Annotated in this window: 28 protein-coding genes; 16 read left to right on the top strand and 12 right to left on the bottom strand. The window is 65.4% G+C overall.

Going from position 1 to position 25,379, the window contains the following annotated elements:
• Positions 1-125 precede the first annotated feature (125 nt).
• Both AACL56_RS34140 and AACL56_RS34135 read left to right on the top strand, forming a co-directional pair.
• Positions 126-473 carry a type II toxin-antitoxin system prevent-host-death family antitoxin gene (locus AACL56_RS34140; RefSeq protein ID WP_339095175.1) on the top strand — a complete coding sequence of 116 codons (348 nt, stop codon included), beginning with the start codon at positions 126-128 and terminating at the stop codon, positions 471-473.
• Entirely contained in the window at positions 473-1,120 is a 648-nt protein-coding gene (locus AACL56_RS34135) for an AAA family ATPase (protein ID WP_339095173.1), read from the top strand. Before AACL56_RS34140 ends, AACL56_RS34135 begins: the two co-directional genes overlap by 1 nt.
• A gap of 10 nt (positions 1,121-1,130) precedes the next feature.
• Here AACL56_RS34135 and AACL56_RS34130 read toward each other — a convergent pair whose 3' ends face one another.
• The 4 genes from AACL56_RS34130 to AACL56_RS34115 all read right to left on the bottom strand — a co-directional run bounded on the left by AACL56_RS34130 (position 1,131) and on the right by AACL56_RS34115 (position 4,426).
• Positions 1,131-1,400, bottom strand: coding sequence for a hypothetical protein (locus AACL56_RS34130; protein WP_339095171.1), 270 nt, complete (start codon positions 1,398-1,400; stop codon positions 1,131-1,133).
• A 71-nt stretch (positions 1,401-1,471) separates the two neighbouring features.
• On the bottom strand, positions 1,472-1,924 hold the full coding sequence (locus tag AACL56_RS34125) for a hypothetical protein (RefSeq protein ID WP_339095169.1): 453 nt from the start codon (positions 1,922-1,924) through the stop codon (positions 1,472-1,474).
• A 94-nt stretch (positions 1,925-2,018) separates the two neighbouring features.
• Complete coding sequence (locus AACL56_RS34120; protein ID WP_339095167.1) at positions 2,019-3,044, bottom strand: tyrosine-type recombinase/integrase; 1,026 nt, start codon at positions 3,042-3,044, stop codon at positions 2,019-2,021.
• A 464-nt stretch (positions 3,045-3,508) separates the two neighbouring features.
• Positions 3,509-4,426 (bottom strand): LysR family transcriptional regulator, encoded by a 918-nt coding sequence (locus tag AACL56_RS34115; RefSeq protein WP_339095165.1) that lies wholly within the window; start codon positions 4,424-4,426, stop codon positions 3,509-3,511.
• 137 nt (positions 4,427-4,563) lie between these two features.
• Here AACL56_RS34115 and AACL56_RS34110 point away from each other — a divergent pair, with 137 nt between their 5' ends.
• Genes AACL56_RS34110 through AACL56_RS34100 form a run of 3 tightly spaced genes read left to right on the top strand, consistent with a single transcriptional unit; the run spans position 4,564 to position 7,569 of the window.
• Entirely contained in the window at positions 4,564-5,679 is a 1,116-nt protein-coding gene (locus AACL56_RS34110) for a TauD/TfdA family dioxygenase (RefSeq protein ID WP_339095163.1), read from the top strand.
• Between the two features lie 34 nt (positions 5,680-5,713).
• A complete protein-coding gene (locus tag AACL56_RS34105) occupies positions 5,714-6,688 on the top strand; it encodes a Bug family tripartite tricarboxylate transporter substrate binding protein (protein WP_339095161.1) in 975 nt (324 codons plus the stop codon).
• Positions 6,689-6,690: 2 nt separating this feature from the next.
• Positions 6,691-7,569 (top strand): isocitrate lyase/PEP mutase family protein, encoded by an 879-nt coding sequence (locus AACL56_RS34100; protein WP_425337109.1) that lies wholly within the window; start codon positions 6,691-6,693, stop codon positions 7,567-7,569.
• 183 nt (positions 7,570-7,752) lie between these two features.
• On the opposite strand, the gene AACL56_RS34095 is transcribed toward AACL56_RS34100, so the two are convergent.
• Entirely contained in the window at positions 7,753-8,094 is a 342-nt protein-coding gene (locus AACL56_RS34095) for a hypothetical protein (protein ID WP_339095156.1), read from the bottom strand.
• A 212-nt stretch (positions 8,095-8,306) separates the two neighbouring features.
• On the opposite strand from AACL56_RS34095, the gene AACL56_RS34090 reads away from it, so the two are divergent.
• Positions 8,307-8,453, top strand: a complete 147-nt coding sequence (locus AACL56_RS34090; protein ID WP_339095154.1) for an HHHH-motif protein — start codon at positions 8,307-8,309, stop codon at positions 8,451-8,453.
• Between the two features lie 307 nt (positions 8,454-8,760).
• Positions 8,761-9,162 (top strand): hypothetical protein, encoded by a 402-nt coding sequence (locus tag AACL56_RS34085; RefSeq protein ID WP_339095152.1) that lies wholly within the window; start codon positions 8,761-8,763, stop codon positions 9,160-9,162.
• Between the two features lie 96 nt (positions 9,163-9,258).
• Here AACL56_RS34085 and AACL56_RS34080 read toward each other — a convergent pair whose 3' ends face one another.
• A complete protein-coding gene (locus AACL56_RS34080) occupies positions 9,259-10,644 on the bottom strand; it encodes an FAD-containing oxidoreductase (protein ID WP_339095150.1) in 1,386 nt (461 codons plus the stop codon).
• Positions 10,645-10,868: 224 nt separating this feature from the next.
• Between AACL56_RS34080 and AACL56_RS34075 the strand changes: the two genes are divergently transcribed.
• Entirely contained in the window at positions 10,869-11,546 is a 678-nt protein-coding gene (locus AACL56_RS34075; RefSeq protein WP_339095148.1) for an NAD(P)H-dependent oxidoreductase, read from the top strand.
• Between the two features lie 361 nt (positions 11,547-11,907).
• On the opposite strand, the gene AACL56_RS34070 is transcribed toward AACL56_RS34075, so the two are convergent.
• Positions 11,908-12,408: a hypothetical protein gene (locus AACL56_RS34070; RefSeq protein ID WP_339095146.1), complete on the bottom strand. Its 501-nt coding sequence runs from the start codon at positions 12,406-12,408 to the stop codon at positions 11,908-11,910.
• Positions 12,409-12,758: 350 nt separating this feature from the next.
• Between AACL56_RS34070 and AACL56_RS34065 the strand changes: the two genes are divergently transcribed.
• Both AACL56_RS34065 and AACL56_RS34060 read left to right on the top strand, forming a co-directional pair.
• A complete protein-coding gene (locus tag AACL56_RS34065) occupies positions 12,759-13,748 on the top strand; it encodes a Bug family tripartite tricarboxylate transporter substrate binding protein (RefSeq protein ID WP_339095144.1) in 990 nt (329 codons plus the stop codon).
• Between the two features lie 17 nt (positions 13,749-13,765).
• Positions 13,766-14,743: a D-2-hydroxyacid dehydrogenase family protein gene (locus tag AACL56_RS34060; protein ID WP_339095142.1), complete on the top strand. Its 978-nt coding sequence runs from the start codon at positions 13,766-13,768 to the stop codon at positions 14,741-14,743.
• A 27-nt stretch (positions 14,744-14,770) separates the two neighbouring features.
• Here the strand turns inward: AACL56_RS34060 and AACL56_RS34055 are convergent, their stop codons facing one another.
• The 3 genes from AACL56_RS34055 to AACL56_RS34045 are packed head-to-tail and all read right to left on the bottom strand — an operon-like array spanning position 14,771 to position 18,680.
• Positions 14,771-16,876, bottom strand: a complete 2,106-nt coding sequence (locus AACL56_RS34055; protein ID WP_339095140.1) for an acetate--CoA ligase family protein — start codon at positions 16,874-16,876, stop codon at positions 14,771-14,773.
• The gene (locus AACL56_RS34050) at positions 16,873-17,685 is read right to left on the bottom strand and encodes an enoyl-CoA hydratase/isomerase family protein (RefSeq protein WP_339095138.1); all 813 of its coding nucleotides are present in this window, start codon (positions 17,683-17,685) and stop codon (positions 16,873-16,875) included. Before AACL56_RS34050 ends, AACL56_RS34055 begins: the two co-directional genes overlap by 4 nt.
• A gap of 14 nt (positions 17,686-17,699) precedes the next feature.
• A complete protein-coding gene (locus tag AACL56_RS34045) occupies positions 17,700-18,680 on the bottom strand; it encodes a tripartite tricarboxylate transporter substrate binding protein (protein ID WP_339095136.1) in 981 nt (326 codons plus the stop codon).
• A 109-nt stretch (positions 18,681-18,789) separates the two neighbouring features.
• Between AACL56_RS34045 and AACL56_RS34040 the strand changes: the two genes are divergently transcribed.
• The 5 genes from AACL56_RS34040 (at position 18,790) to AACL56_RS34020 (ending at position 21,211) form a co-directional block, all read left to right on the top strand.
• Positions 18,790-19,605 carry an IclR family transcriptional regulator gene (locus AACL56_RS34040; RefSeq protein WP_425337108.1) on the top strand — a complete coding sequence of 272 codons (816 nt, stop codon included), beginning with the start codon at positions 18,790-18,792 and terminating at the stop codon, positions 19,603-19,605.
• A 55-nt stretch (positions 19,606-19,660) separates the two neighbouring features.
• Complete coding sequence (locus AACL56_RS34035; protein WP_339095134.1) at positions 19,661-19,855, top strand: hypothetical protein; 195 nt, start codon at positions 19,661-19,663, stop codon at positions 19,853-19,855.
• A 45-nt stretch (positions 19,856-19,900) separates the two neighbouring features.
• Entirely contained in the window at positions 19,901-20,230 is a 330-nt protein-coding gene (locus AACL56_RS34030) for a hypothetical protein (RefSeq protein WP_339095132.1), read from the top strand.
• A 108-nt stretch (positions 20,231-20,338) separates the two neighbouring features.
• Positions 20,339-20,776 (top strand): Hsp20/alpha crystallin family protein, encoded by a 438-nt coding sequence (locus tag AACL56_RS34025; RefSeq protein WP_339095130.1) that lies wholly within the window; start codon positions 20,339-20,341, stop codon positions 20,774-20,776.
• A 27-nt stretch (positions 20,777-20,803) separates the two neighbouring features.
• Complete coding sequence (locus AACL56_RS34020; protein WP_339095128.1) at positions 20,804-21,211, top strand: Hsp20/alpha crystallin family protein; 408 nt, start codon at positions 20,804-20,806, stop codon at positions 21,209-21,211.
• Positions 21,212-21,683: 472 nt separating this feature from the next.
• Here AACL56_RS34020 and AACL56_RS34015 read toward each other — a convergent pair whose 3' ends face one another.
• Positions 21,684-22,235, bottom strand: a complete 552-nt coding sequence (locus tag AACL56_RS34015) for an ankyrin repeat domain-containing protein (protein ID WP_339095126.1) — start codon at positions 22,233-22,235, stop codon at positions 21,684-21,686.
• Positions 22,236-22,565: 330 nt separating this feature from the next.
• On the opposite strand from AACL56_RS34015, the gene AACL56_RS34010 reads away from it, so the two are divergent.
• Entirely contained in the window at positions 22,566-22,856 is a 291-nt protein-coding gene (locus AACL56_RS34010; protein ID WP_339095124.1) for a hypothetical protein, read from the top strand.
• A gap of 305 nt (positions 22,857-23,161) precedes the next feature.
• On the opposite strand, the gene AACL56_RS34005 is transcribed toward AACL56_RS34010, so the two are convergent.
• A complete protein-coding gene (locus AACL56_RS34005; RefSeq protein ID WP_339095122.1) occupies positions 23,162-25,051 on the bottom strand; it encodes a WD40/YVTN/BNR-like repeat-containing protein in 1,890 nt (629 codons plus the stop codon).
• Positions 25,052-25,379 lie beyond the last annotated feature (328 nt).

Here is a 25,379-nt window from a genome sequence, read left to right as displayed (position 1 = left end):
GGTGTGCGATGCCACCGCACCCCAACGTGGGGAAATGGCCCGGTTCGGACATCGGAAAGGACTTCGCCTGGCTGAATTGTCTAATTTAGCCATTTTTGCCATAATGGCGCCAAAGGAGCCTTACCATGTCCGCGATCCTGCGCAACCTCGATGAACTGCCGCGTCAAAACGCATCCCACGTCAAGAACCGCTGGGGCGATGTGGTGCGCCAGGTGCAGGAATCCGGCAGCGTGGCCGTGACCAACCATTCGACGGTCGAGATGGTGCTGCTGACCGCCGCAGCCTACAACCAGCTGGTGGAAGATGCACAGGCGCAGAAGGCGCGCGAGCAATCGGTGCTCGACGAACTCGGCCGTCGCTTCGATGCGCGTCTGGACGTGCTGCAGCAGCCCGGTGCGGCGCAAAAGGTCGGCGGTCTTTTCGCGGCCAAGGGCAAGCTGGGGCACCGCCCCAAGGCGGGTGAAACCTTCTGATGGCGGCGGCTGAACGCCCGTTCATCCTGGTGCTGGCCGGCGTCAACGGCGCCGGCAAGAGCTCAGTGGGTGGCGCACTGGTCACCGAGCTCGGCCTGAGCTGGTTCAACCCCGACAGCTTTGCGCGCGAACTCGTCGCGCAACTCGGTCTCACTGCCGAAGAGGCGAATGCGTGGGCCTGGAACTTCGGCCGCGAGCGGCTCGAGGCGGCGATCGCCCAGGGGCACAACTACGCGTTCGAGACCACGCTGGGCGCCAACACCATTCCGACGCTGCTGGCCGGTGCGGCAGCCACACACGATGTGGTGATGATCTTCTGCGGTCTCTCGTCGCCCGAGCAGCACATGGCGCGCGTGCGTGCACGGGTCGCGCGTGGCGGCCACGACATTCCGGAGGCCAAGATCCGCGAGCGATGGACGGCCTCGCGCGCCAACCTGATCAACCTGCTGCCGAAGCTGGCGCGCCTTCAGGTCTTCGACAACAGTGCCGAAGCCCCGCAAGGCGGCGACATCGAAGACCCGGTGCTGGTGCTCGAGATGGCTGCGGGGCACCTTGTGTTTCCCCAGCCGGACGATGCACAAGCGTTGGCGGCCACGCCCGCCTGGGCGCGCCCCATCGTCCAGGCGGCCATCGAACTGCAGGCCTGACGCTCTCGCTTCAGGCGCGCTGTGTTCGAAGCCTCGGGCCGGTGCTTGCCATCTGGCGAAGCTGCTCCAGCTGGCTTTTTTCCTGCGCATCGCGCAGGCTCTTCGCGGCACGGGCCGCGGCGTAACTCGCAAAAAGGGCTTCGATCGCGCGGTGCCATGCCTGCATCGCAGCGCCCGATGCCGGCGGCTGCGCCGGTGTCAGGAGCGAGGTTTCAGGCGCGTCCGGCACCGCGAAGCCGTTCTTGCGCAGGATGCAGGCTTTCTGGTCGGATGTAAGCATGAAGACAGCATTGCGATCTTCGTGCCAGCTTGCATTGCTTGGCCGCAACCAGCGCCATCGGCGCCGTCGGATCAGCTGCAGGAAAGCTTCAATGCCTCGATGCGTCCGCCGAAGCCCAGCTTGCGCACCAGGCCGCCTTCGCGGCTGTTGGCCGGAAAGCTGACGGTACGGTCCTTGAACATGGCGTGTTCGTACACCTGCAGCGTGGCGCGCGGTCCGACGCTCACGCTGTCGATGTCGCGCTTGAGCTGGCGTGCGGTGCCCTTGTCCATGCTCTGCACCTGCGCAGGGCCGACCAGGGTGGCGACGTCGCCCTGGAAGTCGCGCTTCGAATAGAACTGGGCCCAGCATCCCGAGGCCAGGGCCGGGTCCTGGATGCGCACCGGAACGAGCAGGATCGTCGGGTCGGGCTGGTTGTCGATCCCCGATGCGGTGCTCGAAGGGGTGGAGTTGCTCGCACACGCACCGAGTGCGACGGTGCCGGCGATCAGGAGGGTGCGGGAGAGCAGGGCAGAAAATTTCATGGATCCGTGCCGCGGGGCAAGCTGTGGTTTCGAAGTCCATGACCCTATCGGTCGGCACATGGGCGCCTGCGTAGGAAGAGCGCCCAAAGGGCGTTCAGACCACGTCGGCGGGGCCGAGGACCACCCTGCTGTACTTGCCCATCGCTTCAGGGTCGACCCCGAGCCAGCGTGCGACCTCGTCGACCGGCGTGCCGCGGCGCAATTGCCGCAGCGCGAAGGTGTGCCGCAGCTTGAAGGAGCCGCCTTCCACGGCATCGAGCCCCGCTTCCTCTAGCACGGACTTGGCAGCCTTGTAGTGCGCTTCCTTGCTCCACGGCTTTCCGCTGAGCGTCGAGGTGAAGAGATGATCGCCGGCGATGCGGGCTTCCGCGCGGATCTGCAGCCAGTGCTGCAGCAGCTCGCCGGCCCATGGCGCGATCGGGGTCTCGCGTGGCGGCAGGTTGCCGTTGCCGGGCACCGCCACCTTCCATGGCCGGTCGCGGACACGGCCGCCGGACGATACCGGGGCAAGCAGGCTCAAGGCGCGCACGTCGCCCGGCGCGAGCCCGCCGCCGAGCTGCAATGCCACCGCCGTACGGTTGCGTAATTGCTGCCAGGTGAACGCGCGGTGGGCGTCGCGGCGTGATGCCGACATCCCCGGCCTTGGGCGCACTTCAGACAGGAAGGTGATCAGGCGACGTGCCTCGCTCACGGAAAGGAATTCGGGCAACGGATCGGCCTGCGCCGATTCCGCGTAACGGATGTCTGGATGCGCCTGCAGCCATTCGGCCGCCGCGGTGTTCGGCGGCATGCCTGCTTGGGCCGCATGGTGCCGAAGGACGCGGTCGATGAGACGCAGCAGCCGCAGCGCATGGCGCGGCGAGAGCGACTGGTCCGCCGACTTCATGCCGTAGCGCGCGGCCTGGAAGGCCTCGAGATCGCGCGTGTCGAGCGTTTCGAGATCGACCACCGGCACCTGGCCGAGGCACCACGCCGTGAAGCTGCCCCACATGTCGCGGTAGACCGCCATCGACCCCGCCTGCCGCAAGGCGCCCGAGGCCTGCTGGTCCGCAAGCCAGCGGTCGAAGGCCATGCGATGGGTGGCGTCGGAGTGGGAAGCGAAGAGGGGCAGGGTGTCCATGGCAAATACACTAACGGCCAACGAACTATATCTGCCAGACCGTATTTGTCGATGACAAGAATAACGCTTGGCCGTTAGTGCATTTAGTACTGCTGATCGATGAGAGCGCGGATCGGCTCGCCGTTCCGTGTCGACAAGAAGTGCTCGGTGCATCGACCTGGCAGATATGCGACGCGCCATGGACTGAATCACTTCGTTTCGGTCACGTATCAATGCGGGTACTTTCATGCGAAGTCGGTCCGGCCGACCCAAGCCGAATGGGCGGACGTCGAGATCGTCAGGAGTTTCGCGTTGGCCTGCAGAGCAGCACGCACCGGTTTCCAGTCATCCGTTCTTCACGGTTCTTCGACCTCGATGGTCGTGGCGGGAAAGCCGGCAGGCCCCGATCAGGTTCAAGCCGCTGCATGCGATGCAGCGGATGAAACACGCGCGGTTTCGAAGCCGGATGCCGCCCGGGCTGAGCCTTAAGCTTGCAGCTTGGCCTTCACCAACGCCGTGCGCAACGCATCGGTCCACGCCGCATGCAGGCGGTCGTTGACGTCGCCCGCGCGCCGCACGGCGCAGATATCGAAGTGCGGGGCCTCCTTGCCCAGCCCGATCACGCGCACCGGATATTGCTCCAGCAACGCGCGGTTCAGCACCTGCAGCACCGAGAAGCCCAGCCCCGCATGCACCATCGCGAGGATGGTGGAGGCACTGTCCAGTTCCATCAGGCTTCGTTTCTGCGCAACCATGCCTCTCACGAACTTCGTTGCCATCGCACCTGTGGTGGTGGCGCGGTCGTACCGGATCCATTCGAGCGTGCGCATGAGGTGAGGCAGCCGCGCACGCTCGCGTGCGCTCGTCGTGCGCGAGGCGCCCATGTCGACATCGGGCGGCGCAACGAAGACCAGTTCGCACCGCACCAGCGGCGTCCACGCGAGGCCGCTGTGCGCGCCGCTTGCGGGCCGCGCGACCACGGCCGCGTCGAGCTGGCCGGCGCGCACCGCCTCGATGAGCTCCTTGCTGGTTCCCCGCCGAAGCGAGATCTGCAGGCCGGGTGCGAAGTCGCGCGTGTGTGCGATCGCATGCGGCAAGAGAAGCGGCTGCAACATCTCGATCATGCCGATCTGCAGGTGCCCGGCCAGGCGCATCGACGTGCGATGCCGCAGAGCCTGCAGCGCGTCGAGCGCGCTGCGCATGGTGGCCACCAGTTCGAGCGCACCAGGCGTGGCGCGCACCTGCAGGCCCGAACGGTCGAACAGCGGGCGTCCCACATATTGCTCGAGCTGCTTCATCTGCATGCTCACTGCGCTGGGCGTGAGATGCATCGCATGGGCGGCAGCCGCGAACGTGCCTTCTCGCACGACGGCATCCAATGTCTGGAAAGCTTCGATCTTCATCAATTCCTTTGATGTCCGGGGACAAATATAGTCACTTTTCCTTGTGCGGCCGGACTCCTAGACTGGGCTTTCCGCCAGACCGCTTCCTTGCCGAATCGCAAGCCGGCTGATCTGGGCCCACCGCTCCAGGAGAATTGATGACCGCAGACGAAGGATGGCGTGCCCACGAGGCCGCCGCAGACACGAGCTGGATCCACCGGCTCTCGCCCGAAGCCATCGCAGGTTTCGACCTTGCCTTGGACCACGCAAAGAAAGCAGGCAAGGACCTGGTGCAGATGAGCCAGGACGACTTTCCGTTGCCGAAGGCCTCTGCCGAGGCCCTGCAGGCCGCGCTTCGTGCCACGCAAGGACATTGGGGCATGTGCCAGCTCAAGGGCTTTCCGGTCGACCGGTGGACCGAGAGCGACTGCCGCCTGGTCTACTGGGGCATCGGCCTGCACCTGGGTGTGGCCCGTACGCAGAACAGGGCGAGCGACATCCTCAATGACGTCCGGGACGCGGGTGGCACCTACAAGGTCACCAATGGACGCGGCTACAACACCAACGCGCAGCTCGATTTCCATTGCGATTCCTGCGACGTGGTCGCACTGCTGTGCCGACGCACGGCCAAGGAAGGCGGAGCCAGCAAGATCGTGAGTTCAAAGGCTCTGGTGGCCGAGTTCGCGCGTCGCCGTCCCGACCTGGTCGAGACACTGCGCGGCGACTTCCACTACAGCTACCAGGGCGCGCAGGACCCTGCACAGCCGCCTTACTACAGCATTCCGCTGCTGGGCAGTGCCGACGCGCCATTCGCGTTCCGCATCAACCGCAAGAACGTATCGGCTGCCCAACGCGACTTCGCGGACGTGCCCCGGCTGAGCGCGCGGCAGCAGGAGGCGCTCGACCTGATCGACGAACTGCTCGAGGACCCGGCGCTGCTCTTTTCCATGTGGTTCGAGAAGGGCGACCTGCAGCTGCTCAACAACTACACGGTCGTGCATTCGCGCACCAGCTTCGTCGACCATGAACAGCCCGACCAGAAGCGCCACCTCGTGCGACTGTGGCTTGCCGTGCCTTGTTCTCAGGAGCTTCCGCTGGACTGGGGCCGGTACTACGGCGATCACCGTGCCGGCTCGGTGCGCGGCGGCCTGCGCGGCAGCGCGCGCACCAAGGCATTCGACGACTTCGAGATCCGGCAGGCCGAACGCATGAAGATGCCGCGCAAGCCTTTCGCCGCACGCCAAGCCACAGCCGCAGAACACGAAGTGGCCTGAAGCGCCACGCCTCACAACAAGACTGGAGACATCGATGAAAAGACGACATTTCCTCGGCATGGCCGCACCGCTGGGCCTGGGCGCAGCCCTTCTCGACGCGCCCGCCTGGGCTCAGGGCGGCTCTTCGCATGCGGTCCGGATGCAGGTCGGCGCCACGCCCGGCGGCGGCACCGACATCGTTGCGCGTGCACTTGCACAGGCGATGGAGGCCGAGTTGCGGCGCAGCGTCGTCGTCGAGAACAAGCCCGGCGCGGGCGGCAACATCGCGGCGTCCACGGTTGCGCAAGCGGCGGGAGATCCGAATCTCCTGCTGCTGGCATACACCAGCCATGCCATCAATCCGGGCATCGGCATCAAGCAGAACTTCGAGCCGCTGGACGACTTCACGCCGCTGAGCCTGGTCGCCACTTCGCCCTTGCTCCTCGTCTGCCACCCCGACTTGCCCGTGAAGAACACGGCCGAGCTCATCGCCTATGCGCGACGCAACCCCGGCAAGCTCAGCATGGCCGGAGCGGGCCTCGGGAGTGCGAGCCAACTGGCGGGAGAGATGTTCAAGGCGCAGGCCAGGCTCGACATCGCGAGCGTGCCCTACAAGGGCGCCGCGCCGGCAGTGCAGGACATGCTGGGCGGCCAGGTGCAGTTGATGCTTTCCAACGTGGCAACCGTGCGCCCTTTCCTCGAGGCGAAGAAGCTCAAGGCGCTGGGCGTCAGCACCCGGGAGCCGCTCGCGGCGTACCCGGAGTCGCGCCCGATCGCCGAGTCGCTGCCCGGGTTCGACTACCGCACCTGGTACGGCGTGCTGGCACCGGCGAAGTTGAAGCCCGCCGACGCCGAGCTGCTGGAGCGAGTGGCCATGAAGGCCGCGCGCTCGGACATCGTCAGGCAGCGGCTGAGCCACGAAGGGCTGGAGCCGGTGGGCAACACCAGCGCGGAGTTCAGGGAGTTCATCGTCGCCGAGATGAAGCGATGGGACGTCGTGGCCAAGACCACCGGCGTGCGCGTGGGCTGATGATGGGTTCCATCGGTTCGCTCACCCTGAAGGCACGCCTGCGCGAGCCAGGCGCAGTTCTCGCGCCCGGCGTCTACGACCCGTTTTCCGCATTGGTCGCAGCCCGGTCGGGCTTCGAGGCACTCTATCTGTCGGGTGCAGCGGTGGCCTACACCTCGCATGGCCGCTCGGACGTCGGCCTGACCACGGCCACCGAAACCGCCGACGTTCTCGGCCGCATCACCGACCGCGTGACGACGCCCGTCATCGTCGACGGCGACACCGGCTACGGCAATGCACTCAACACGCAGCGAACGGTGCGCCTGTTCGAGCGCGCCGGCGCAGCAGCCATCCAGCTCGAGGACCAGGCCTTTCCCAAGCGCTGCGGCCACCTCGACGACAAGACGCTGATCGCGCAAACCGAGATGTGCGGCAAGCTCAAGGCCGCACTGGATGCGCGAAGCAGCGACCGCACGTTGATCGTCGCCCGCACCGATGCAGTGGCCGTCGAAGGGCTCGAATCCGCGCTCGCGCGCGCAGAAGCCTACCTTGCATGCGGCGTGGACGTGCTGTTCATCGAGGCGCTTCGCAGTCCGGCGGACATGGCACGCGCCTGCCAGCAGTTCGATGGTCGCGTGCCCTTGCTCGCCAACATGGTCGAAGGCGGCAAGACCCCGCTTCAATCAGCAGGAGAGTTGGGCCAGACGGGTTTCAAGGTCGTGATCTTCCCGGGCGGCGTGGTGCGCTTTCTCGGCCGGCAGATGAAGCGATACTTCGATTCGCTTCACGCGACGGGCAGCACCAATGCGATGCGCCCCGAGATGCTCGACTTCGATGAACTCAACGATGTCATCGGCACACCGCAGCTGTTGAGCCTCGGCAAGCGGTACGGAAGCATGTAGCAGCGATCGACGGATCGCCGTTTGCCCGGAGTGTTCTCCGCATCAGGTGGCAGGCAACTCGTGGAGCCTGTCGATCCCGGTGCAGAGAGTCGAACTGTCCCACGGCCGCGAGGCATTCCGCTGACGAGCGTATTCAACCTCGTAGCTGGCAACCTGCAGCCGGGTCGGCTTGCGACAACCGGGCTACTTGTAGGCGCACACACGAGCCGTGTCGTTCTTCCAGCAGGCGCCATCTCGCTTCAGGATGCCCAAGTCTGCGTGGGCATGGGTGGCATCAGGCGTCTCGTTCCAGTAGCCGTGCGCGCCGTCGTCGTCCATGCGGACATAGGCGAAATACTTCGACCGATGCGAGTCTCCGGCACCTATCGAAAACGATCCCTGCTTGTCGTTGAGCTTGATCTCACACGGACCGTCGAGAAACGTCTTCGTGTTCACCTGCAACACGCACCGACCGGTCTTGGCCTGGACCAGCACGGGTGCCAGGCCGATTCCAATTGCGCACAGAAAAGACAGCACAGCTTTCATTTGAGACTCATCCCCCGGGGTTTGCATTGAAGGGCATCACTGTACGTCGGCCCCCGGCTGGGATGCACGCCCAGGGCCTCTCTTCGGCGCGCATCTGAGCATCTTCATTTGATCGAATGAGCGCGCGTGCAAACTAATTTCCGACTCATTCTTGCGCTTTAGGCTCGAGGGCTTCGGCCTGCTTGCAAGCAGCCAACATCAGAGAGAGAAAAATGAAGAACCTTGCCTTCGCCGTCGTCCTTGCCGCATCGGGTCTGGTGATGCTCACTCCTCTTGTGGCATCGGCGGCACCTCACCGCAAGCCACACCAGGTGTGTCACGTGGATCACCATCACAAGGTATGCCACTGGGTACGTTGATCGGGCGTCTGGCTCTCCCGCTCGATGGCGGGTACCCGGAACCGAATCCGACAACAAGGGTTTCGCGGCGCGATCGCTGACAGGAACCGTGCTGCATACGCATTAACGTGCATACAGCAGCAGCCCTTTCCAGGGCGGCTGTGTCAGGCACCTGGCACGCGCCATCGGTGCGTCCATTCCCATCTCACTTGAACACCGGCATCTGCAGCGAGGCCAGAAATGTGCGCGAGGCTGCGTTGAAGGAACCGGACTGAGTTTCATCAGTTCCCTGGTTCTTCTGAGAACAGATTCGATCCAACGCGTCCGCATGCAAGCACGAGAAGTTCCTCCAGACGATTCCGAAGACTGGCTTCATTTCTATTACAGGAATGGCCGCGAGCGTGTCCCGGCACGGATCAGCCGCCACGCGTTGCAAACATGCTTTCGCTCCGCTGCCGGCGAAAGCCTGATCAATATCTACGTCGTCAATTCGCTCGTGATCGACGAGAAGGTGCGCGCCAGGCTCAGGGCAGCAGGTCCGCATTCCGCCACCTCTACGGTGACGGTGGACGCGAGTGACTTCGAAGAACACAAGCGGACCCTGTACGCAGACCTCGTGTCTTCGCCGCTCGTCGAAAAGGCAGCCCAGGAGTTGGCGGGCAGGTTCACAGCCGATGAACTCGAGGCGGTGGCCCTGTGGATGCGCCGTCGGTCCGTCGCTGGCGGGTAGGGTGGGGCGGTCAACACACTTGCCTTGCCACGCACGCACGCAGAGCTCACCGCACTTCGATCGAATCAGCAGAAGCGTTGCAGCAGCACGCCACGGTCAGGAGCCTTTCGCGCTCAGATCCAGGAGGAGGGTGGGGATCAACTCGGACACCGTGGGATGGATCGGCACGGCCCAGCGCAGCGTATCGATGGTCTGGCCCGCGTTCATCATGTCGAGAATGCCGTGGATCGCTTCGTCTCCCCCGGTCCCCAGGATGGCAGCGCCAAGGATCATCCGGGAGTCGGCGTCCGCGACGACCTTCATGAAACCCTGGCTCTCGCCTTTCTCGACCGCGCGCCCGACGCGCGTCATGGGACGCTTCGAATGAAGAAGCCGCCGTCCGCTCTTCGCGGCCTCGGCGTCCGTCATGCCCACCCGGCCGAGCGGAGGATCGATGTACAGGGCATAACCGGGCAGCCGCTGGCTCTGGCGCCTGTCGGCACCGTCGAGCAGATTCGCCGCGACGATCTCGAAGTCGTTGTACGCCGTGTGGGTGAAAGCCCCGCGTCCGTTGCAGTCGCCCAGAGCCCAGACGCCCGGCACGTTCGTCTTCAGGTGGTCGTCGACGGTGATGTAGCCGCGAGCGTCGACGGCGATCCCCGCCTGTGCCAAGCCGAGGTCATCGGTATTCGGCCGCCTGCCCATCGCAAGGAGCACGTGCGAACCGACCACGGCCGGCTCACCCTGCTTGCAGTCGACCGAAACGGACACGCCGTCTTCATGCTTCCTGAAGCTGATGCATTCGGCGCTGGTTCGTATCGCGATGCCCTCGGACTCGAGTATTTCGCGAATGGTGTCGGAAACATCGGGGTCCTCGCGCGAGACAAGGCGCTCCGCGCGCTCCACCACCGTGACCTCCGCGCCGAATCTGCGATACATCTGGGCGAACTCGAGCCCGATGTAGCTTCCTCCGACGATGACCAGATGGCGCGGCAGGAAGTCGAGCGCGACCATGTCGGTATTTGTCAGGAACGGGACTTCGTCGATGCCAGGGAGGTCGGGCACCGAGGCGCGTCCGCCGACATTGATGAAGATCTTCGGTGCCGTGATGGCCTGGCCGTCGACCTCGATGCGGTTCGGGCCGGAAAACCTGGCGTGGCCACGTACCAGCTCGACGTTGTTCATTCCCGCCAGCCAGTCTTCGTTGCCCTGACGTGAATCCAGGATGACCTTGCGGGCACGTGCTGCCACGGCCTGCATGTCCATCGTGACGGGTGCCGCTGCGGTGAAACCGTAGTCGCTCCCGCGTCTCGCGGTGTGGGCTGCGTAGGCGCTCGCAATGAGCGTCTTCGTGGGCTTGCAACCGGTGTTGACGCAGGTGCCGCCCACCAGATGTCGTTCCACAAGCACCACTTTGTGTCCGGCGTCATTCAGGCGTCCGGCAAGCGAAGGCCCGGCCTGGCCAGCGCCGATGATGATTGCATCGACTGCGCGTTCTGTCATGGTGGATCTCCTGGTCTTACGCGGAGCCGTGAGTATCCCTCGTGAAGTTCCCTGGAGCTGGGCCCGCAAATCGGCATGCATTGGGCGGGCTCAAGGGACCCTGATTGTTTCCGCAGCGGAAACTGAGTAACGCTCCGGCAGGCCCAACGCCCCATCCAAAGACTTTGAGAATCTGGAGCGTGCGCATTGCGCGTGCCAAACCTTCCAATCCAACTGAACGATCCATGTCCAATTCTTCGACCCCGCCCGCTACCGACGAACCCAGTGCAGACAAGCTGCTCGCCACCCTGCAGTGGCGCTACGCGACCAAGAAAATGGACGCAACGCGCAAGGTCCCGAAGGAAAAGCTCGAGCGCATCCTCGAGGCTGCGCGCCTGGCGCCGACGTCCAGCGGCCTTCAGCCGTTCGAGATCTTCGTGGTGACCGACACCGCAGTTCGCGAGCGCATCAAGCCGATCGCCTGGAACCAGGGCCAGATCGTCGATTGCTCGCACCTGCTGGTCTTCGCTGCCTGGGACGACTACACCGCCGAGCGCATCAACCACATGTTCGACCTGACCAACACCGTGCGCGGCATGAAGAACGAAGGTTGGGAAAACTATCGCGCGATGCTGCTCGGCAGCTACCCGCAGCGCGGCAGCGAAGTCAACTTCGCGCATGCTGCCCGCCAAGCTTACATCGGCCTGGCCGCGGCATTGATCGCAGCGGCGCACGAAGAAGTGGACAGCACCCCCATGGAGGGCTTCGACCCGGCTGCGCTCGACGACATCCTTGGCCTGCGTGCACGCGGCCTGCGCAGTGTCGCCATCCTGCCCCTGGGCTACCGCGAGGCGGACGAAGACTGGCTGGTCAACCTGACCAAGGTGCGCCGGCCGCGTGACCAGTTCGTGACGGAAGTCTGAGGGAGGGCGCCCCCGATCACCGTGCTGGCGGCATGGGTCCCGTCAACAGGGCCATCTGCGGCCGGCACGGCCGGAGACAGCACCGCAAGGACGCCGCGAAGTCGTTCTTCGACAGGGTGATCATCAGCGCCTGCCGTATCGCCCTGCATTGCAGCGCGCGGGCGCAGCACGGTGGACGTCGACCCGTTCCCCCTGCAGATCCCGCTGGGCGCACTGCGGCCGGTGCCCACGGACAACTCGCTGCCTGCGCACGAGATCCTTCGTGGCGCCGGGCACGCTGTCGCCGAGCGCCACCCCGGTGGAAAAGCCGCAGCCGCGACAGCGCAGGCGAGCAGGGGGTTGAGCGGTGGCAGCCCTCTTTTTAATTGGCGACGCGGTTCACGTAGTACTCGATCTTCGTTCGATCCTTGTAGGGATCGTTGTCGAAGAACTTCGTCTCCCGCGAGATCCTGATGTCATAGCCATCGCGCTTGCCTTCGAGGCTGTCTGCCGTCTCGCTGGTCACAGGCGCGAAGGCGGGCTTGTGGAATGCGGACACCGTCTTGAAATCGTCGGTGCTGAAAGCCTTGATGGACGCGCTCGTCAGGCGGCCTGCACCGTCGGTGTCCGCGTTCACATCCGTCATGAGTGTGTTTGGCGGCACCGAGATCAACGCCGCGAGCGCAGCAGGAAGCGCCTTGGCGCCGCTTTTTTCCTGGATGCGGTAATGCAGGCCGCCCTTGTCATTCGGCTCGCCCTGGGCCGCTGCGGATTCCTCCATGCTGCTCACGACCCATGCGGCCACGAGCAGGATCGGCACGGCGATGGCGCCGACCAGCAGCAGAAAGCGAAGGCGATCCTTCGTGCGAAAGAACTCGATCATTCATCCTCTCCCTCGTGCAATGCGCGGCGTCCGCCTCGGATGTCGGCATGGGCCGCGCCAACGCAGTCTAGCGAGCGAGCAAGGCTCCAGGACGAGGACGGCATTGCTGCTCACTTCGCATCCTTCCCTTTTCCTACAGCTGATCGTCAAAGCACGCATGGCGCGCATGCTGACCTCGGCGAATTTCTCAAGTGGCTCATAGGAGTCGTCCGGCAGCGCGGCGTACGCATTGCCAATTCCAGTCAGTGGAATAGACACGGTGCGCCAAGACATTCCTCCGCCTAAGCTGGCTCTGGGCGCCAAAAGGAAGTTGGCACCTCGGCAACGCGCATCCCCGAAGGAGACACGAAATGAGCAACAACACCGCCACGTCCCGGCGCCGCTTCAATGCCATGGGCGGCGCGCTCGCGCTGATGGCGCTGGCGCCGAGCGTCCGTGCCGACACCTTTCCGTCGAAGCAGGTCCGGATCGTCGTACCGTTCTCACCCGGCGGCCCCACCGATCTCATGGCGCGCGCGATCGGCAAGATCATGTCGACCCACCTCGGTCAGCCCGTGATCATCGACAACAAGCCCGGCGGTGGTGGCGTCATCGGCATGAGCGAGGTCAAGCACCAGCCGGCGGACGGCTACACCATGGTTTTTCCCTCGATCCTGGCCGTCACCAACCCGGCGCTGATGCCCGGCTACCCGTTCGATACCTTGCGCGACTTCGCTCCGCTGACGGTGGTGGGCTTCGTGCCGCATGCAGTCGTGGTCCGCCCCGACTTCCCTGCCGACGACCTGCAGGCACTGGTCGCAAGCGCAAAGGCCAAGTCCGAAGGCCTGTCGTATGGCTCCTCCGGCAACGGCACCTCGGCACATCTTGGCGCAGCACTGTTCGTGAAGCGCGCCGGCATCCGTGCGACTCACGTGCCTTATCGGGGTGCGGGCCCTGCAGTGCAAGACCTGCTGGGCGGGCAGATCCAGTTCATGTTCCTCGACATGAGCAGTGCATTGCCGTTCATCCAGGCGGGCAAGCTGCGCGCGCTCGCGGTCGCGACAGCCAAGCGCTTCGATGGCCTGCCCGAGGTTCGGACTGTGGCCGAGCAGGGCTATCCGGGCTTCGACGTGCACGGCTGGTACGGTCTGCTGCTCAAGGCTGGCACGCCGACAGACGTGACACAGCGCCTCTACGCCGAGGTGAAGCGCGCTCTGGAGACCAAGGAGGTGCGCGATCTCTTCAAGGCGCAGGGCATCGCGCCCGGCGGCATGCCCCCCGAGCAGTTCACTGCGCTGGTGCGCAGCGACCTGGCCATGTGGAAGCGCACCGTCGAAGAACTCCACATCACCCTCCAATAAACAAGAAGCACCTGCCAATGCGCATCGCCATTCCCGACGACTACCAGGACTGCGTCCGCGGTCTCGATTGCTTCTCCAAGCTCGACGCCCATGACACGCATATCTTCAACGACACGGTGAAAGGCACCGACGCGCTGGCCGAGCGTTTCGCCGACGCGGACGCCATCGTGCTGACGCGCGAGCGCACGCGCATCGACACCGCCTTGCTCGAGAAACTTCCCAGGCTCAGGTTGATCAGCCAGACCGGCAAGCTCGCCGGCCACGTGGACGTGGCAGCCTGCACCGCGCGCGGCGTTCTCGTGTGCGAAGGTAGCGGGGCCGGGTCGGCCACGGCGGAGTTGAGCTGGGCTCTTGCACTTGCAAGCCGCCGGCACCTTGTCGACGAAGCGAACCGTATGCAACAAGGCCTCTGGCAGGGCCACCTCGGGCAGCAGCTCGGTGGCCAGCGGTTGGGCGTCTGGAGCTACGGCCGCATCGGCCGGCAGGTGGCCGCCTATGGCCGCGTGTTCGGCATGAAGGTCTGGGTCTGGGGCCGCGAGGCATCGACCGCTGCGGCGCGCGCAGACGGATTCGATGTCGCACCGTCGCGCGAAGCCTTTTTTGCGGAGAGCGATGTCATCAGCCTGCACGTACGGTTGAACGCGGCCACGCAGGGACTGGTCACGCCCGACGATCTGGCGCGCATGAAACATTCGGCCTTGCTGGTCAATACCAGCCGTGCCGAGCTGATCGCCCACGGCGCCTTGGAGCGGGCATTGCGCGCGGGTAGGCCCGGGTTCGCCGCCATCGACGTGTACGAGCAGGAGCCCGTGCTGGCGCGCGACCATCCGCTGCTCGCACTGCCCAACGTACTGTGCACGCCACACATCGGGTACGTCGAGAAAGACAACTACGAGCGCTACTTCGGCATTGCGTTCGACAACATCAACGCTTTTGCCGAAGGCCGGCTTGTCGATGTCGTCAACCCCGAAGCGCTGGACGCCGCGCGTCGCTAGGCGCCGATTCGCGCGCGGACCGCCTGCTCATCCGCGTGTGAGCACCGCCACCCCATCGGCGGCCCGGACGCCTTGCCCCTCGGGCAGCACGAACACCGGGTTGATTTCCGCCTCGACAAGCCGCTCACCGAGCGTATCGATCATTCGCGAGAACGCGACGATGGCCGACACAAGCGCATCGACGTCCGCAATCTTTCGTCCGCGGAAGCCATCAAGCAACGGCCAGGTGCGCAGCTCTCGCACCAGCGACAGCGCCTCGTCGCGGTCAAGCCCGCCCGGCGGCACCATGCGCATCGCCGTGTCCTTGAGCAACTCGGCCGTCACCCCGCCCATGCCCAGCAGCACGGCCGCGCCGAGCGGATCCCGATGGCAGCCGAGGATCAATTCGACGCCACCCTCGACCATCTCCTGCACCAGGAACTGCCGTGGCCGCACGCCGGTACGTTCGCTCACCTCGGCAACCATGCGCTCCAGCCGTTCGCCGATGTCCTCCGCCGACACACCGACCGCCACACCGCCGACGTCACTCTTGTGCGTGATCTCGGACGACAGGATCTTGAGCACGACTTTGGCTTCGCGCAGTTCACGCGCGGCCTCGATGGCCTCTTCGGCATTGCCGACGATGCGCTCCCGCACACAGGGCACGCCGAAGCGGGCGAACAACTGCTTCGCTTCGGCTTCGTTCAGTGCTCCTTCGGGAAGGTCACTCACTGCGGCGGCCGCCTCGCGGATTCGTGCCGCTGGCTCTTTCCATTGGGCCGTCGCGAGCATGGCCGCGAGCGCGCTCGTGCAGCTCTCGGGCGCCATGAAAGCAGGTACCCCGCGCCGGTTGAGCAGGCTCGCGATGCCCGGTGCATGCGGGCTCACGAAGACCACCAGTGGTTTGTCGCTACCCGGCAGGCTGTCGTGGATCGCGCTGGCCATCAGGTCCGGCATGGCCAGTCCTGAAGAGCCGACGATCACCGCCACCGCGTCGTAACTCGGGCTCGCCAGGAGCGATCGGATGGCGCCGCGCAGCAGTGCGGGTTGCAACCCGGCCAGCGTGACGTCGATCGGGTTGCGGTCCAGCACCGCATGGTCCCCTGACTGCAGCGCCCGCAGCGCCGCCGCCGTCGCCTCGTCGGGTGGCGGAGTCTCGAAGTTCGCGGTTCCGAGGCTGTCGGCCACCAGCGTTCCGGCCCCACCGGTGGACGTGAGCACCGCGACGCGGCGCCCTGTGAGGCGCCGGCCGGTGACCAGCGCGGCGGGCAGGTCCAGCAGGTCGGAAAACGTCTGCGCCCGGATGACGCCGACCTCGCGGAAAAGCGCGTCGTACATGCGGTCTGCACCTGCCAGGGCACCGGTGTGCGACACAGCCGCCGCCGCCCCCGATTCGGAGCGGCCGACCTTGAACACCACCACCGGCTTTCCCTTGCGCGCGGCCCTCAGCGCCGCAGCCCTGAACTTGGCGGGATTGCGCACGCCCTCCATGTACAGCGCGATCACCGAGGTCGCATCGTCGTCCACCAGGTGGTCGATGAAATCGGCCATGTCCAGGTCGGCCTCATTGCTCGTGGAGATCAGTTTGGACAGCCCGATGCCGCGCGCCGCTGCGCGCGAAAGCAGTGCGCCGAGGATGCCGCCGCTTTGTGAAACGACGCCGATGCTGCCAGCCTCGAAATCCTCCAGTTCGAGCGCACCTGTCGCCGACAACGTGATGCGGTCCGTGAGATTGACCAGCCCGATGGTGTTGGGTCCCAGGATGCGCATGGCGCCCGCGGCCTCCAGCAGCTGTTGCTGACGACGCGCACCTTCCGCGCCGACCTCGGTGTAGCCGCTGGCCAGCACGATGGCCGCAGGCGTACCGCGTGCGGCGAGGGCGCGCACCGCTTCGTGCGCGCGATCGGCGCCCAACAGCACGATGCCGACATCGGGCGCCTCCGGCAGGGACTGGACATCGGGGTAGCTCTTGAGCCCGCCGATCGTTTCGGCACGAGGGTTCACCGGATAGATGGCCCCCCCGAATCCATGCTTCGTCAGGTACGCGACCGGGCGGCCCGCGGTCTTCGTCGGGTCGGCGGAGGCGCCGATCACGGCCACGCTGCGCGGCTTCATGAGCCGCGCGATCGCGTTGTCGGGCGTCGATGCGCTCATGCCGACTTCTCCTTGCCAGCATTCAGGAACGCCAGCACCGCATCGCGATGCTGCTGCGTGGTGTAGCAGATGCCCTGCGCCTGGCTGCCCTTGGCGAACACCTGTTCGGCCGGCGATTCGAAACTCTGGTTGAGGATCGACTTGCCCAGCGCAATCGCAGCGGCAGACCCTTGGGACAGCTCAACCGCCCAGGCCTGCGCATCAGAAAGAAGGTTTTGTGCACTGGTCACGCGGTCGGCAATGCCGAGCTTCAGCGCTTCTTCGGGCTCGACCTTGCGGCCGGTGAAGATCAGTTCCTTGGCGCGCGAAAGGCCCACGCGCCGCGGCAGAAAGTACATGCCGCCGCCGTCGGGAATGAGCCCGCGCTTGATGTAGCTCCACGCGAAGCTGGCCGCCTCGGAGGCCAGCACGAAGTCGCACGCCATGGCCATGTCGGCCCCCAACCCGTTGGCGCCGCCGTTGACGGCCGCGATCACCGGCTTGGGCATGGTGTGCAGGAGCGACACCGAATGGTGCACGCGCTGCTGACGGCTCCATCCGTTGAAGCCCACCTCGCCCGCAGGGGCGTCCATGCGCCGCTGCATGCCGGCCACATCGCCGCCGGCGCAGAAGCCCTTGCCGGCGCCGGTCAGCACCAGCGCGCGCACCGTGTTGTCGGCGCCTATCTTCTCGAGCGCAACAATGAAGTCGCTGCGCATGCCGTCGGTGATGGCATTGCGCTTCTCGGGGCGGTTCAGTGTCAGGGTCGCGATGCCTGCGTCGACGCGCAGTTCGATCAGCGAAGGTGCCGTGTCTGGCGTGGTGCTCATGGGATTGGTGCTCCTCAGTCTGTGGTGATGTGGTTGTCCTTGACCACCTTGCGCCAGCGCACTTCCTCCGCGCGGACATAGGTGTCGAGCTGTTCGGGCGCGCCGACGTCGACGGCAAGGCCCTCCGCTTCGGTCTGCTTGGCGAACGCGGGCGCCTTGACGGCTTTCCTGACCGCGGCATTGAGTCGGTCGACCACGTCCTTGGGCGTCTTCGCCGCCACATAGAGGCCATACCAGCTCTCGGCCGCGTAGCCCGGCACGCCGGCCTCGGCGAGCGTCGGCACACTGGCATAGGCGGGAGAGCGCCGGGCGTTGGTCACGCCGAGCGCGCGCATCTTGCCGCTGTCGACGAACGGGCGCACCGCCGAGGCGGTGGCGAACATCATGTCGACCTGCCCGCCCAGGAGGTCGGTCATGGCAGGGCCTGCACCTCGGTAGGGAATGTGGGTGAGCTCGACCTTGGCGAGGTTCTTGAAGAGTTCGCCCGCCAGGTGCGCGGAGGTCCCGTTGCCTTGCGACGCGAAGGTCAGCTTGCCTGGTTTTTCCTTGGCAGCGGCAATGAGGTCGGCGACTGTCTTGTAGGGGCTGTCGGCGCGCACCACGAGCACGTTGGGCGAGACACCGATCAGCGCGACGGGAGCGAAGGCTTTGTCGGTGTCGTAGGGCATCTTCGACTGGAGCCCCGGGTTGACCGCGTGCGCGAAAGTGGCCATGACCAGCGTGTAGCCATCGGGCGAGCTCTTGGCGACGAACTCGCTGCCGATGATCGTGCCAGCGCCCGGCTTGTTGTCGACGATGACGGGCTGCCCGAGCGCTTCCGACATGCCGACGCCGAGCGAACGGGTGATCGCATCGGTGCCGCCGCCGGGCGCGAAGGGCACCACGATACGCAACGGTTTGTCCGGAAAGGCTGCCCATGCGGCGAGCGGTGTCACCACGGCGAACGACAAGGAAATGGCGCCAACGAGCGCGCGAAACGGATTGAAGGCCGGCATGCGTGAGTCTCTCTTTGTAGGGGTGGATTGCAGCAGTGAAGCGAGTCTTCAGCTTAGGTCGCATACTCGCTGCGCACACCCCGTCAATTCCATCTGATGGAAGTGATGCATGCTCCTCGCCCTCGAGATTCACGGAAAAGAAATGGCTAGCACGCTCAATCGTTCGCTCGAACGCGGCATCGAAATCCTTCGTGCCTTCCGGCCCGGCTCCGCCTTGCTCGGCAATGGCGAGATCGCCGAGCGCACCGGTCTCTCACCCGCGACCGTGAGTCGCCTGACGCAGACGCTGGTGGTGGCCGGCATGCTGGCGCACGACCGGAATGCCCGTGCCTATCGATTGGCCGCGCCGGTGCTGAGCCTGGCGCATGCCATGCGCACAGGTTCTCTCGTGCTGCAGGCGGCCGCGCCGCTAATGCGTGCGCTCGCCGAGAAGCTGCGCATCAATGTCGGGCTGGCAGTGGCCGACCGAACCGAAATGGTCTACCTCGAATCGATCCGCTACAACCGTCGTGCCTCGCTGCGCAACGTGGTGAGCGGGCAGCGCGTGCCGATCGAGTTGACCTCGTTGGGGCGCGCATGGCTGGCCGTTGCACCAGCCGACGTGCGCGAGGCGCTGTACGCGGATTTCGCTGCAAGAAGAGCCGACTGGCCCCGGCTCCACAGCGACATCCAGAAGGCCATCGCCAACGTCCAACAACGCGGCTGGTGCGCCACGTCGTGGCAGCCGGAAGTGGTGGCGCTTGCCACGCCCTTGAAGCTGGGCGTGGAGTGGGGTTACGTGCTGAATGTGAGCGTCTCTTCCACGGAATCGCCTGGCGATGTAGCGGCGGAACTGCATGCGCCGCTGCTGGCGCTGAGCGCAAAGATCACCCGCGCCGTGGACGCACGGGAGTTGGCCGTGAGCGGGAGGGGAAACGCGAACTAGGATTTGACTTGGTCGTACGCCTTCGGTGGCAAAGGTTCCTTCACAGGAACGCTGCATGAACGTCGAAGACGTGCTTCGCTTTCTCACCGGCAGGGCATGTGACTCGTTGCAAATCGCCTGCCGCGTCGCCTTCCTTTTTTTGCGGCCCGCCGTCCGTCCGGGCATCCAGGCTTGGGGCACGCGGAAGCGAACCAATTCCGGAAAAAAAATCTGTCTGCCTCCTCTTGAAAAGTTTTTTTCGGGCACCTAATTTCTTCACCGTCGGAAACTGGTCACCGCCAAAGGAGGTATCGACATGACCATGAACTTGCTCAAGCAAATTGCCGGCTCTCGCTTGCCCCTGACTTTCTATCGCACCACGGACATCGACCAGGTTCGAGTCCTTCGCGCCGCAGGCCTTGTGGTCGCCATGGTGCCCTCGCCGGCCCACGCCTCTTCGGGATCGCCTTCTGTGGCCCAGGTCTTGGCGATCACGCAAAAAGGCCGGGAGGAACTGGCGAAAGTCAACTACCCCGAATCGCGGTCACCGCGCTGGCGTCTGAGGATGCCTCGCATCAAGACAGTGTCCTGGCCGCGCACGCTGCGCTCGAATGCCGACTCTCGCAAGTCCGCACCCATGCAATAGGCGCCTTTCGACCAGGCAAGCGCGCCTTGCCGTCATTCCAAACTGCCAGTTGTTCAACCGTGTGCCGCCTCGGTCGGCCGAGGCGTGCCTGCATCCAGGAGATTTGCCATGTACCGTGCTTTGTTCCCGCGCGACGTGTTCGCCGAAATCGATCGCCTGCAGCGCGACATGCGCCAGGCTGCGGACCTGTCGCCAAGCATTCGCGGCCTTCCCCGGGACGGCTTTCCCGCGCTCAATGTCGGCAGCACCGACCGGGCCCTCGAGATCTACGCCTTCGCACCTGGAATCGATCCCGCGTCACTCGAAGTGACCCTCGAGCGCGGACTGCTCACCATCGCTGGCGAGCGAAAAGGATTCACGCCGCGCCCGGAAGACAAAGCCACGCTCCATATCAACGAGCGGTTCGAAGGCGCCTTTCGCCGCGTGATGACGCTGCCCGAAGACGCCGATCCTGAGGGTGTGGAAGCCAAGCTGAGCAATGGGCTTCTTCACATCACCGTCCAGCGCCAAGTGGCCGCGCAGCCACGCCGCATCACCGTCCAGTGAACGCCGAAAAACCAGGAAGGAGAAATCATGAACAGCGATATCCAATCGGCTGACCGTCCCAGCCGCCATGACGCCGGAACACCCGAGAATTCCCGCTATGAGGTGTCGGCTCTCACGCCTCCCGTCGATGTGATCGAGGACGTGAGCGGCATCACTTTGTACGCGGACCTGCCTGGCGTCAGCCGTGAAGGACTCAACCTGCACGTGGAGGCCTCGACACTGACCATCGAGGCCGAATCGTCCTTGAAGGTCCCCGATGGGTTGAAGATCAGCCACACCGAAGTTGCACTTGGTCGCTTCCGGCGCGTCTTCACCCTCAGCAAGGAACTCGACACCGAAAAGGTCACCGCTGAACTGGACCAAGGCGTTTTGAAGCTGCGGATACCGAAGGCGTCGCATGCGCAGCCACGTCGCATCGAGGTGAAGACTGGGTAGGAGCTGGTCGGACGGCCTCGTCGAGCCGAGGCCGTCTCGCCAAGAATCCTTCCGGCTGCCGCCGCCGGTTGAGCTGCTCGAAGACGGCAGCTTCGCCTATTGACGAGCAGCGCGCTACAAGTTGTAGTGCATCGATTGCTTCGTAGCGATCAATTTTGCAAGCCATGTCAAAGGAGTCGATTGAGTCCTTGTGCAAACTCGGCACATCTACACACCAGCAGTCCCGCGGTCTCATCCGCGAGGTCATTCGCAACCGCGGGTTGACGCTCCTCGTTCGTCGAAGCGCCGTTCGTCTTTTCCCAGCCCGCGTCGAGCGGTCGACCGCACTTTCACCGTGCTGGCAGTACAGCCTGGGACACGTCGGCGACGACTTGGCCGACTCGACTCGTGAGCCCGCGCAGGAACTCCTCTCGGACCGGCGCTCCTCAGGTTGAGCCTGGCCCCCTGAGTGCGGCGCTTGTCCGCCGCTGCGTCAGGCCATCGGCTGCCCGTTGCGACGCGACTTCATCTCTGTCTCTAGATAGGCCGCGGTGTCGACAGCGCCCATCTGCCTCGCCAGGTCCAGCGCGCAAAGGCCTTCGGTGCTCCTCGCATCGATGTCGACCTGGTGAGAGAGCAGCAGCTTCACCATGTCGAGCCGATTGAACATGGCCGCGAACATCAACGGCGTCTTGCCACCTGGCGGCGCGAAATCGGGTTGGGCGCCGTGCGTCAGCAGCAACTCCACGATCGACAGATAGCCCTTGTAAACAGCGCCGCCCAGCGGTGTCTGCGCCATGTCGTTGTACCGGTCCGGCGCGGCGCCAGCTTCCAACAGGGTCTTCGTCGCCTCTGCGTGACCATGGTAGGCGGCCAGCATCAGCAGCGTGTCACCCTTGTGGTTGCTCATGTCGGGTGGCAAGCCCTTGTGCAGCAGACGCACGAGCATCTGCGCGTCACCGGTGCGCGCGAGCTGGAAGACCTCCTGTGCGAATTCGATGAACGCTGAGTCGGGCGGCGAGGGATTCGGGGTCACGGAGGTCATGAGATATCCAGGTTGGAAACGAATCCGCATCCTGCGGCCCAGTTCATTCGCGGGGTGCGGTCCGTACGCCCGAGGCATTGCCGTCCAATTCTGACGAGAGGAGCGGCTTACTGCGTTTCGTCGGCCACTCGGCGCGGTGACATACAAGGGCCGCGCGGAGCCTGGGCGTCGCGTGCGTCGTGGCGATTTCTGCGCTGGCGCGGTGGCAGCCGACGCCGACGCCGACCTGGCATGGACATGCGAGCGGCGGATTGCAATGGCAATGGCAATGGCCGACTTCGACGCCAGTGTTCACCGTGCGTTCAGGTTCGCGCTGCACATTGCGCGCGCATGAGCACCTTGAAGCGGCAGCGTACCGCCGTTGACAGTCCCAGGAAACGGCCTGGGCCCACGCGACCCGATCCAACGCCGCAGTTCATTCGGCTGCGTCCGACGCTGAAGGGACGTGAGTTGACTGTCCTGGACGCCGTCGCGAGGCTGCCTGTGGAGTACCGCACGCCCACCGCAGCCGCGACCCGGATGACGCTGGACGGGATCGGCATCCCTTTCTCTACGCTTTGCGCCATCCTGCGCCGTCTGGAGCACAAAGGCGCGCTGCGCCTGGGGCGCGCCAGGGACTGACGCTCTCGATCCGATCAATTGGCCGTGCGGGTCGGTTTCGGCGCTTCGTCGGCACATGCTCGGTCGGGAAGAACATGTCGTGCCGCGCAACGGCCAATGCGCCTGTTGCGTCCAGCCAACCTGCACGCGCCAGGCCCAACGCAGCATGGCCCGAGAACAAAGCGTGGCATCGCACATCGCCTTGCTCGATTTGCTCCTGACCCGTCGAGTGCCTGACCTGCAGCCGGTGCTGCGGCACTTCGGAGCCTGAGGTCACGGCCTCGCAAGAGGCGATGCAGCGCTGGTCGATCGGAGCGCGGACGTGTTCAGCGAATCACGAACGCCATATTGGCCAGCACGTAGCCGACGGGCATGAAGACGCCGCCTCCCACGTATTGCAGTTCCAGCGCATCCTGCTGACCGCCTGAAATCGATCCGGCCGTGCCCAAAGTGGTCGAAACGCGTCGCGCGCCGAGCTGGATGGCCGAGCCCGACTTGCCGGCGGCCACCTTCGCGCCGTCGGCGCTGCTCGCGACCGCTGTCCAGGCACCAGCGTCGCTGGTTGCTCGCCAGGTCTGGCCGCTGTCTCTCGACTCGTAGAGGCTGCCGCCGCTGGTGGCCGCGACGACATAGCGGCCGTCAGCGGATGTGGCGATGCCTCTCCAGTCGCGGGAGACCGCCTGCGCTTCCCATGTGGTGCCCGAATCGGTGGACACCCAGACGGCGCCCGTATCCACGGTGGCGTACAGAACATCGCCGTTCGCCGACGCCGCCACCGACCACCAGAACTGGCTGCTCGCGCGCGCGGTCCAGGTCACGCCATGGTCGGTCGAAACGTAGAGCTGGGCGCCATTGGTGCCCGCCACCAGCACCCGACCATCGGCCGAGGAGGCCACGCCGCGCCAGGCGCGGTTCGATCCGCGCGCGGTCCAGCTGGCGCCGCCGTCTGACGAGATCCAGATCTGCCCGAGGTAGGCTGTCGCCACCAGGTGCGAGCCGTCGGCGGAACTGGCCACCGCACTCCATGCACGGGACGACCCATCGTTGGACCACGAGCCGCCGCCATCGGTCGAACGGTAAAGCGCTCCGCCGTTGGTTGCCGCGAGCAGTGCGCGGCCGTCGCTGGAAGAAGCGACGCCACTCCAAGCCTGACCCGTGAGGCGCAGGTCCCAGCTCGCACCGGCGTCGATCGAGGTGTAAAGCTCGCCGCTGGCAGAGACTGCCGCCAGCCCTGTGCCATCGGCAGACGAGGCAAGGCCGGTCCAGGCACCGTTGAGCGCGGCCGAGCGCCAGTCGAAGTCCGAGCCGCCTGGCAGGCCGCGCGTTTCGATGCGCTGCCCCGCGTTCTGCGTGACGGTCCAGCCACCGCTGCTCACGCCAACCACCTTGATCCAGTCGCCCACCGCAGGTGAAGGCGGCAGCGTGAGCGTGACGCCGGTGCTTGAATTGGCCTGATAGCCGGTGTTTGCCTCGGTCTGGACACTCGAGGCGGTGACCTCCACCCAGCGCGTGTCTGCCGGCGCGGCCGTGCACACGTAGGCGGTGGTGGTGACTTCGGCGGCGTCGAGCACGCCGTTTCCGTTCAGGTCCAGCCCGGACTGCACCCGTTGACCGCCGTAAGCGCAGGAGCCTCCCGCTCCTTCCGCGGCGAATGTGAGCAAGCTTTCGCGGCCATCGGATCCCGCGGCGCCAGCAGGACCGGCCGCGCCTGTGCCACCCGGCCTGCCGCCGCAGACGTGGGCCGAGGTGGTCACCTCCGCGTCGTCGAGGACCTCATTGCGGTTCAGGTCCTTCCCAGCCAGCACCTGCGATCCACCCTGTGCACAAGCGGCGCCGGGAGGCTCGGCCCGCATGCGCACCAGCGTGCTGAGGCCATCTGCACTGGCGGTGGCGTTGCAGACGTACTGGGTGGACGTCACTTCGCTGTCCACGAGCACGTGATTGCCGTCGGCGTCCAGGCCAGCCTCGATGCGCGCGCCGCCCCAGGAGCAGTTGCTGCCCACCGCCTCCGGCTTGACGCGCATCAAGACAGTGGATTCGCCCGACGTGCCTGCGGGCGCAGGTGCGGCAGGGGACTGCGTCGTGGGCAAGAAGAACGTTGCGCTGCCGCCGCCGCCACCACCGCCACCACAGGCGCACATCACCAGCGCGGCGGTCAGGCTCGCGACCAGTCGCGCATTGCGAACGAAGCAGTCGGCAAATTGAAACGAAGTCATAAGCAGGGTGCGATGAAGAGAGGAGGGCGCAACTTCAGCGGCGCCGTCGTTACAAAGCGCGACAGTATTGTAAAAAAATGCTGCCGTGCCAAGCCTGCCTTGAAGACGCGGGGGCAATGAGCGCGAAACCTCGCGCCCATGAGTTCGGCGAAGCGACTGCCCTCGACGCCCATGTACCTCACGCGCAGCGATGGCATCTGAACGGCGGGGCGTTCGATCTCGTGGGGGGATCCCGAGCGCTCGCGGCACACGGGGGACGGAACGGAATCGGCCCTGCGGAACGGAGCTTGATTGAGGAAAAGGCCGGCGGCGAGCACGTCGTGCTGGA

It is taken from the genome of Variovorax paradoxus (genome assembly GCF_902712855.1).
In the GTDB taxonomy this organism is placed as follows: Bacteria; Pseudomonadota; Gammaproteobacteria; order Burkholderiales; family Burkholderiaceae_C; genus Variovorax; species Variovorax paradoxus_Q.
Note: the sequence above shows the minus strand (reverse complement) of the source record. Positions and strands in the feature narration are given on the sequence as shown.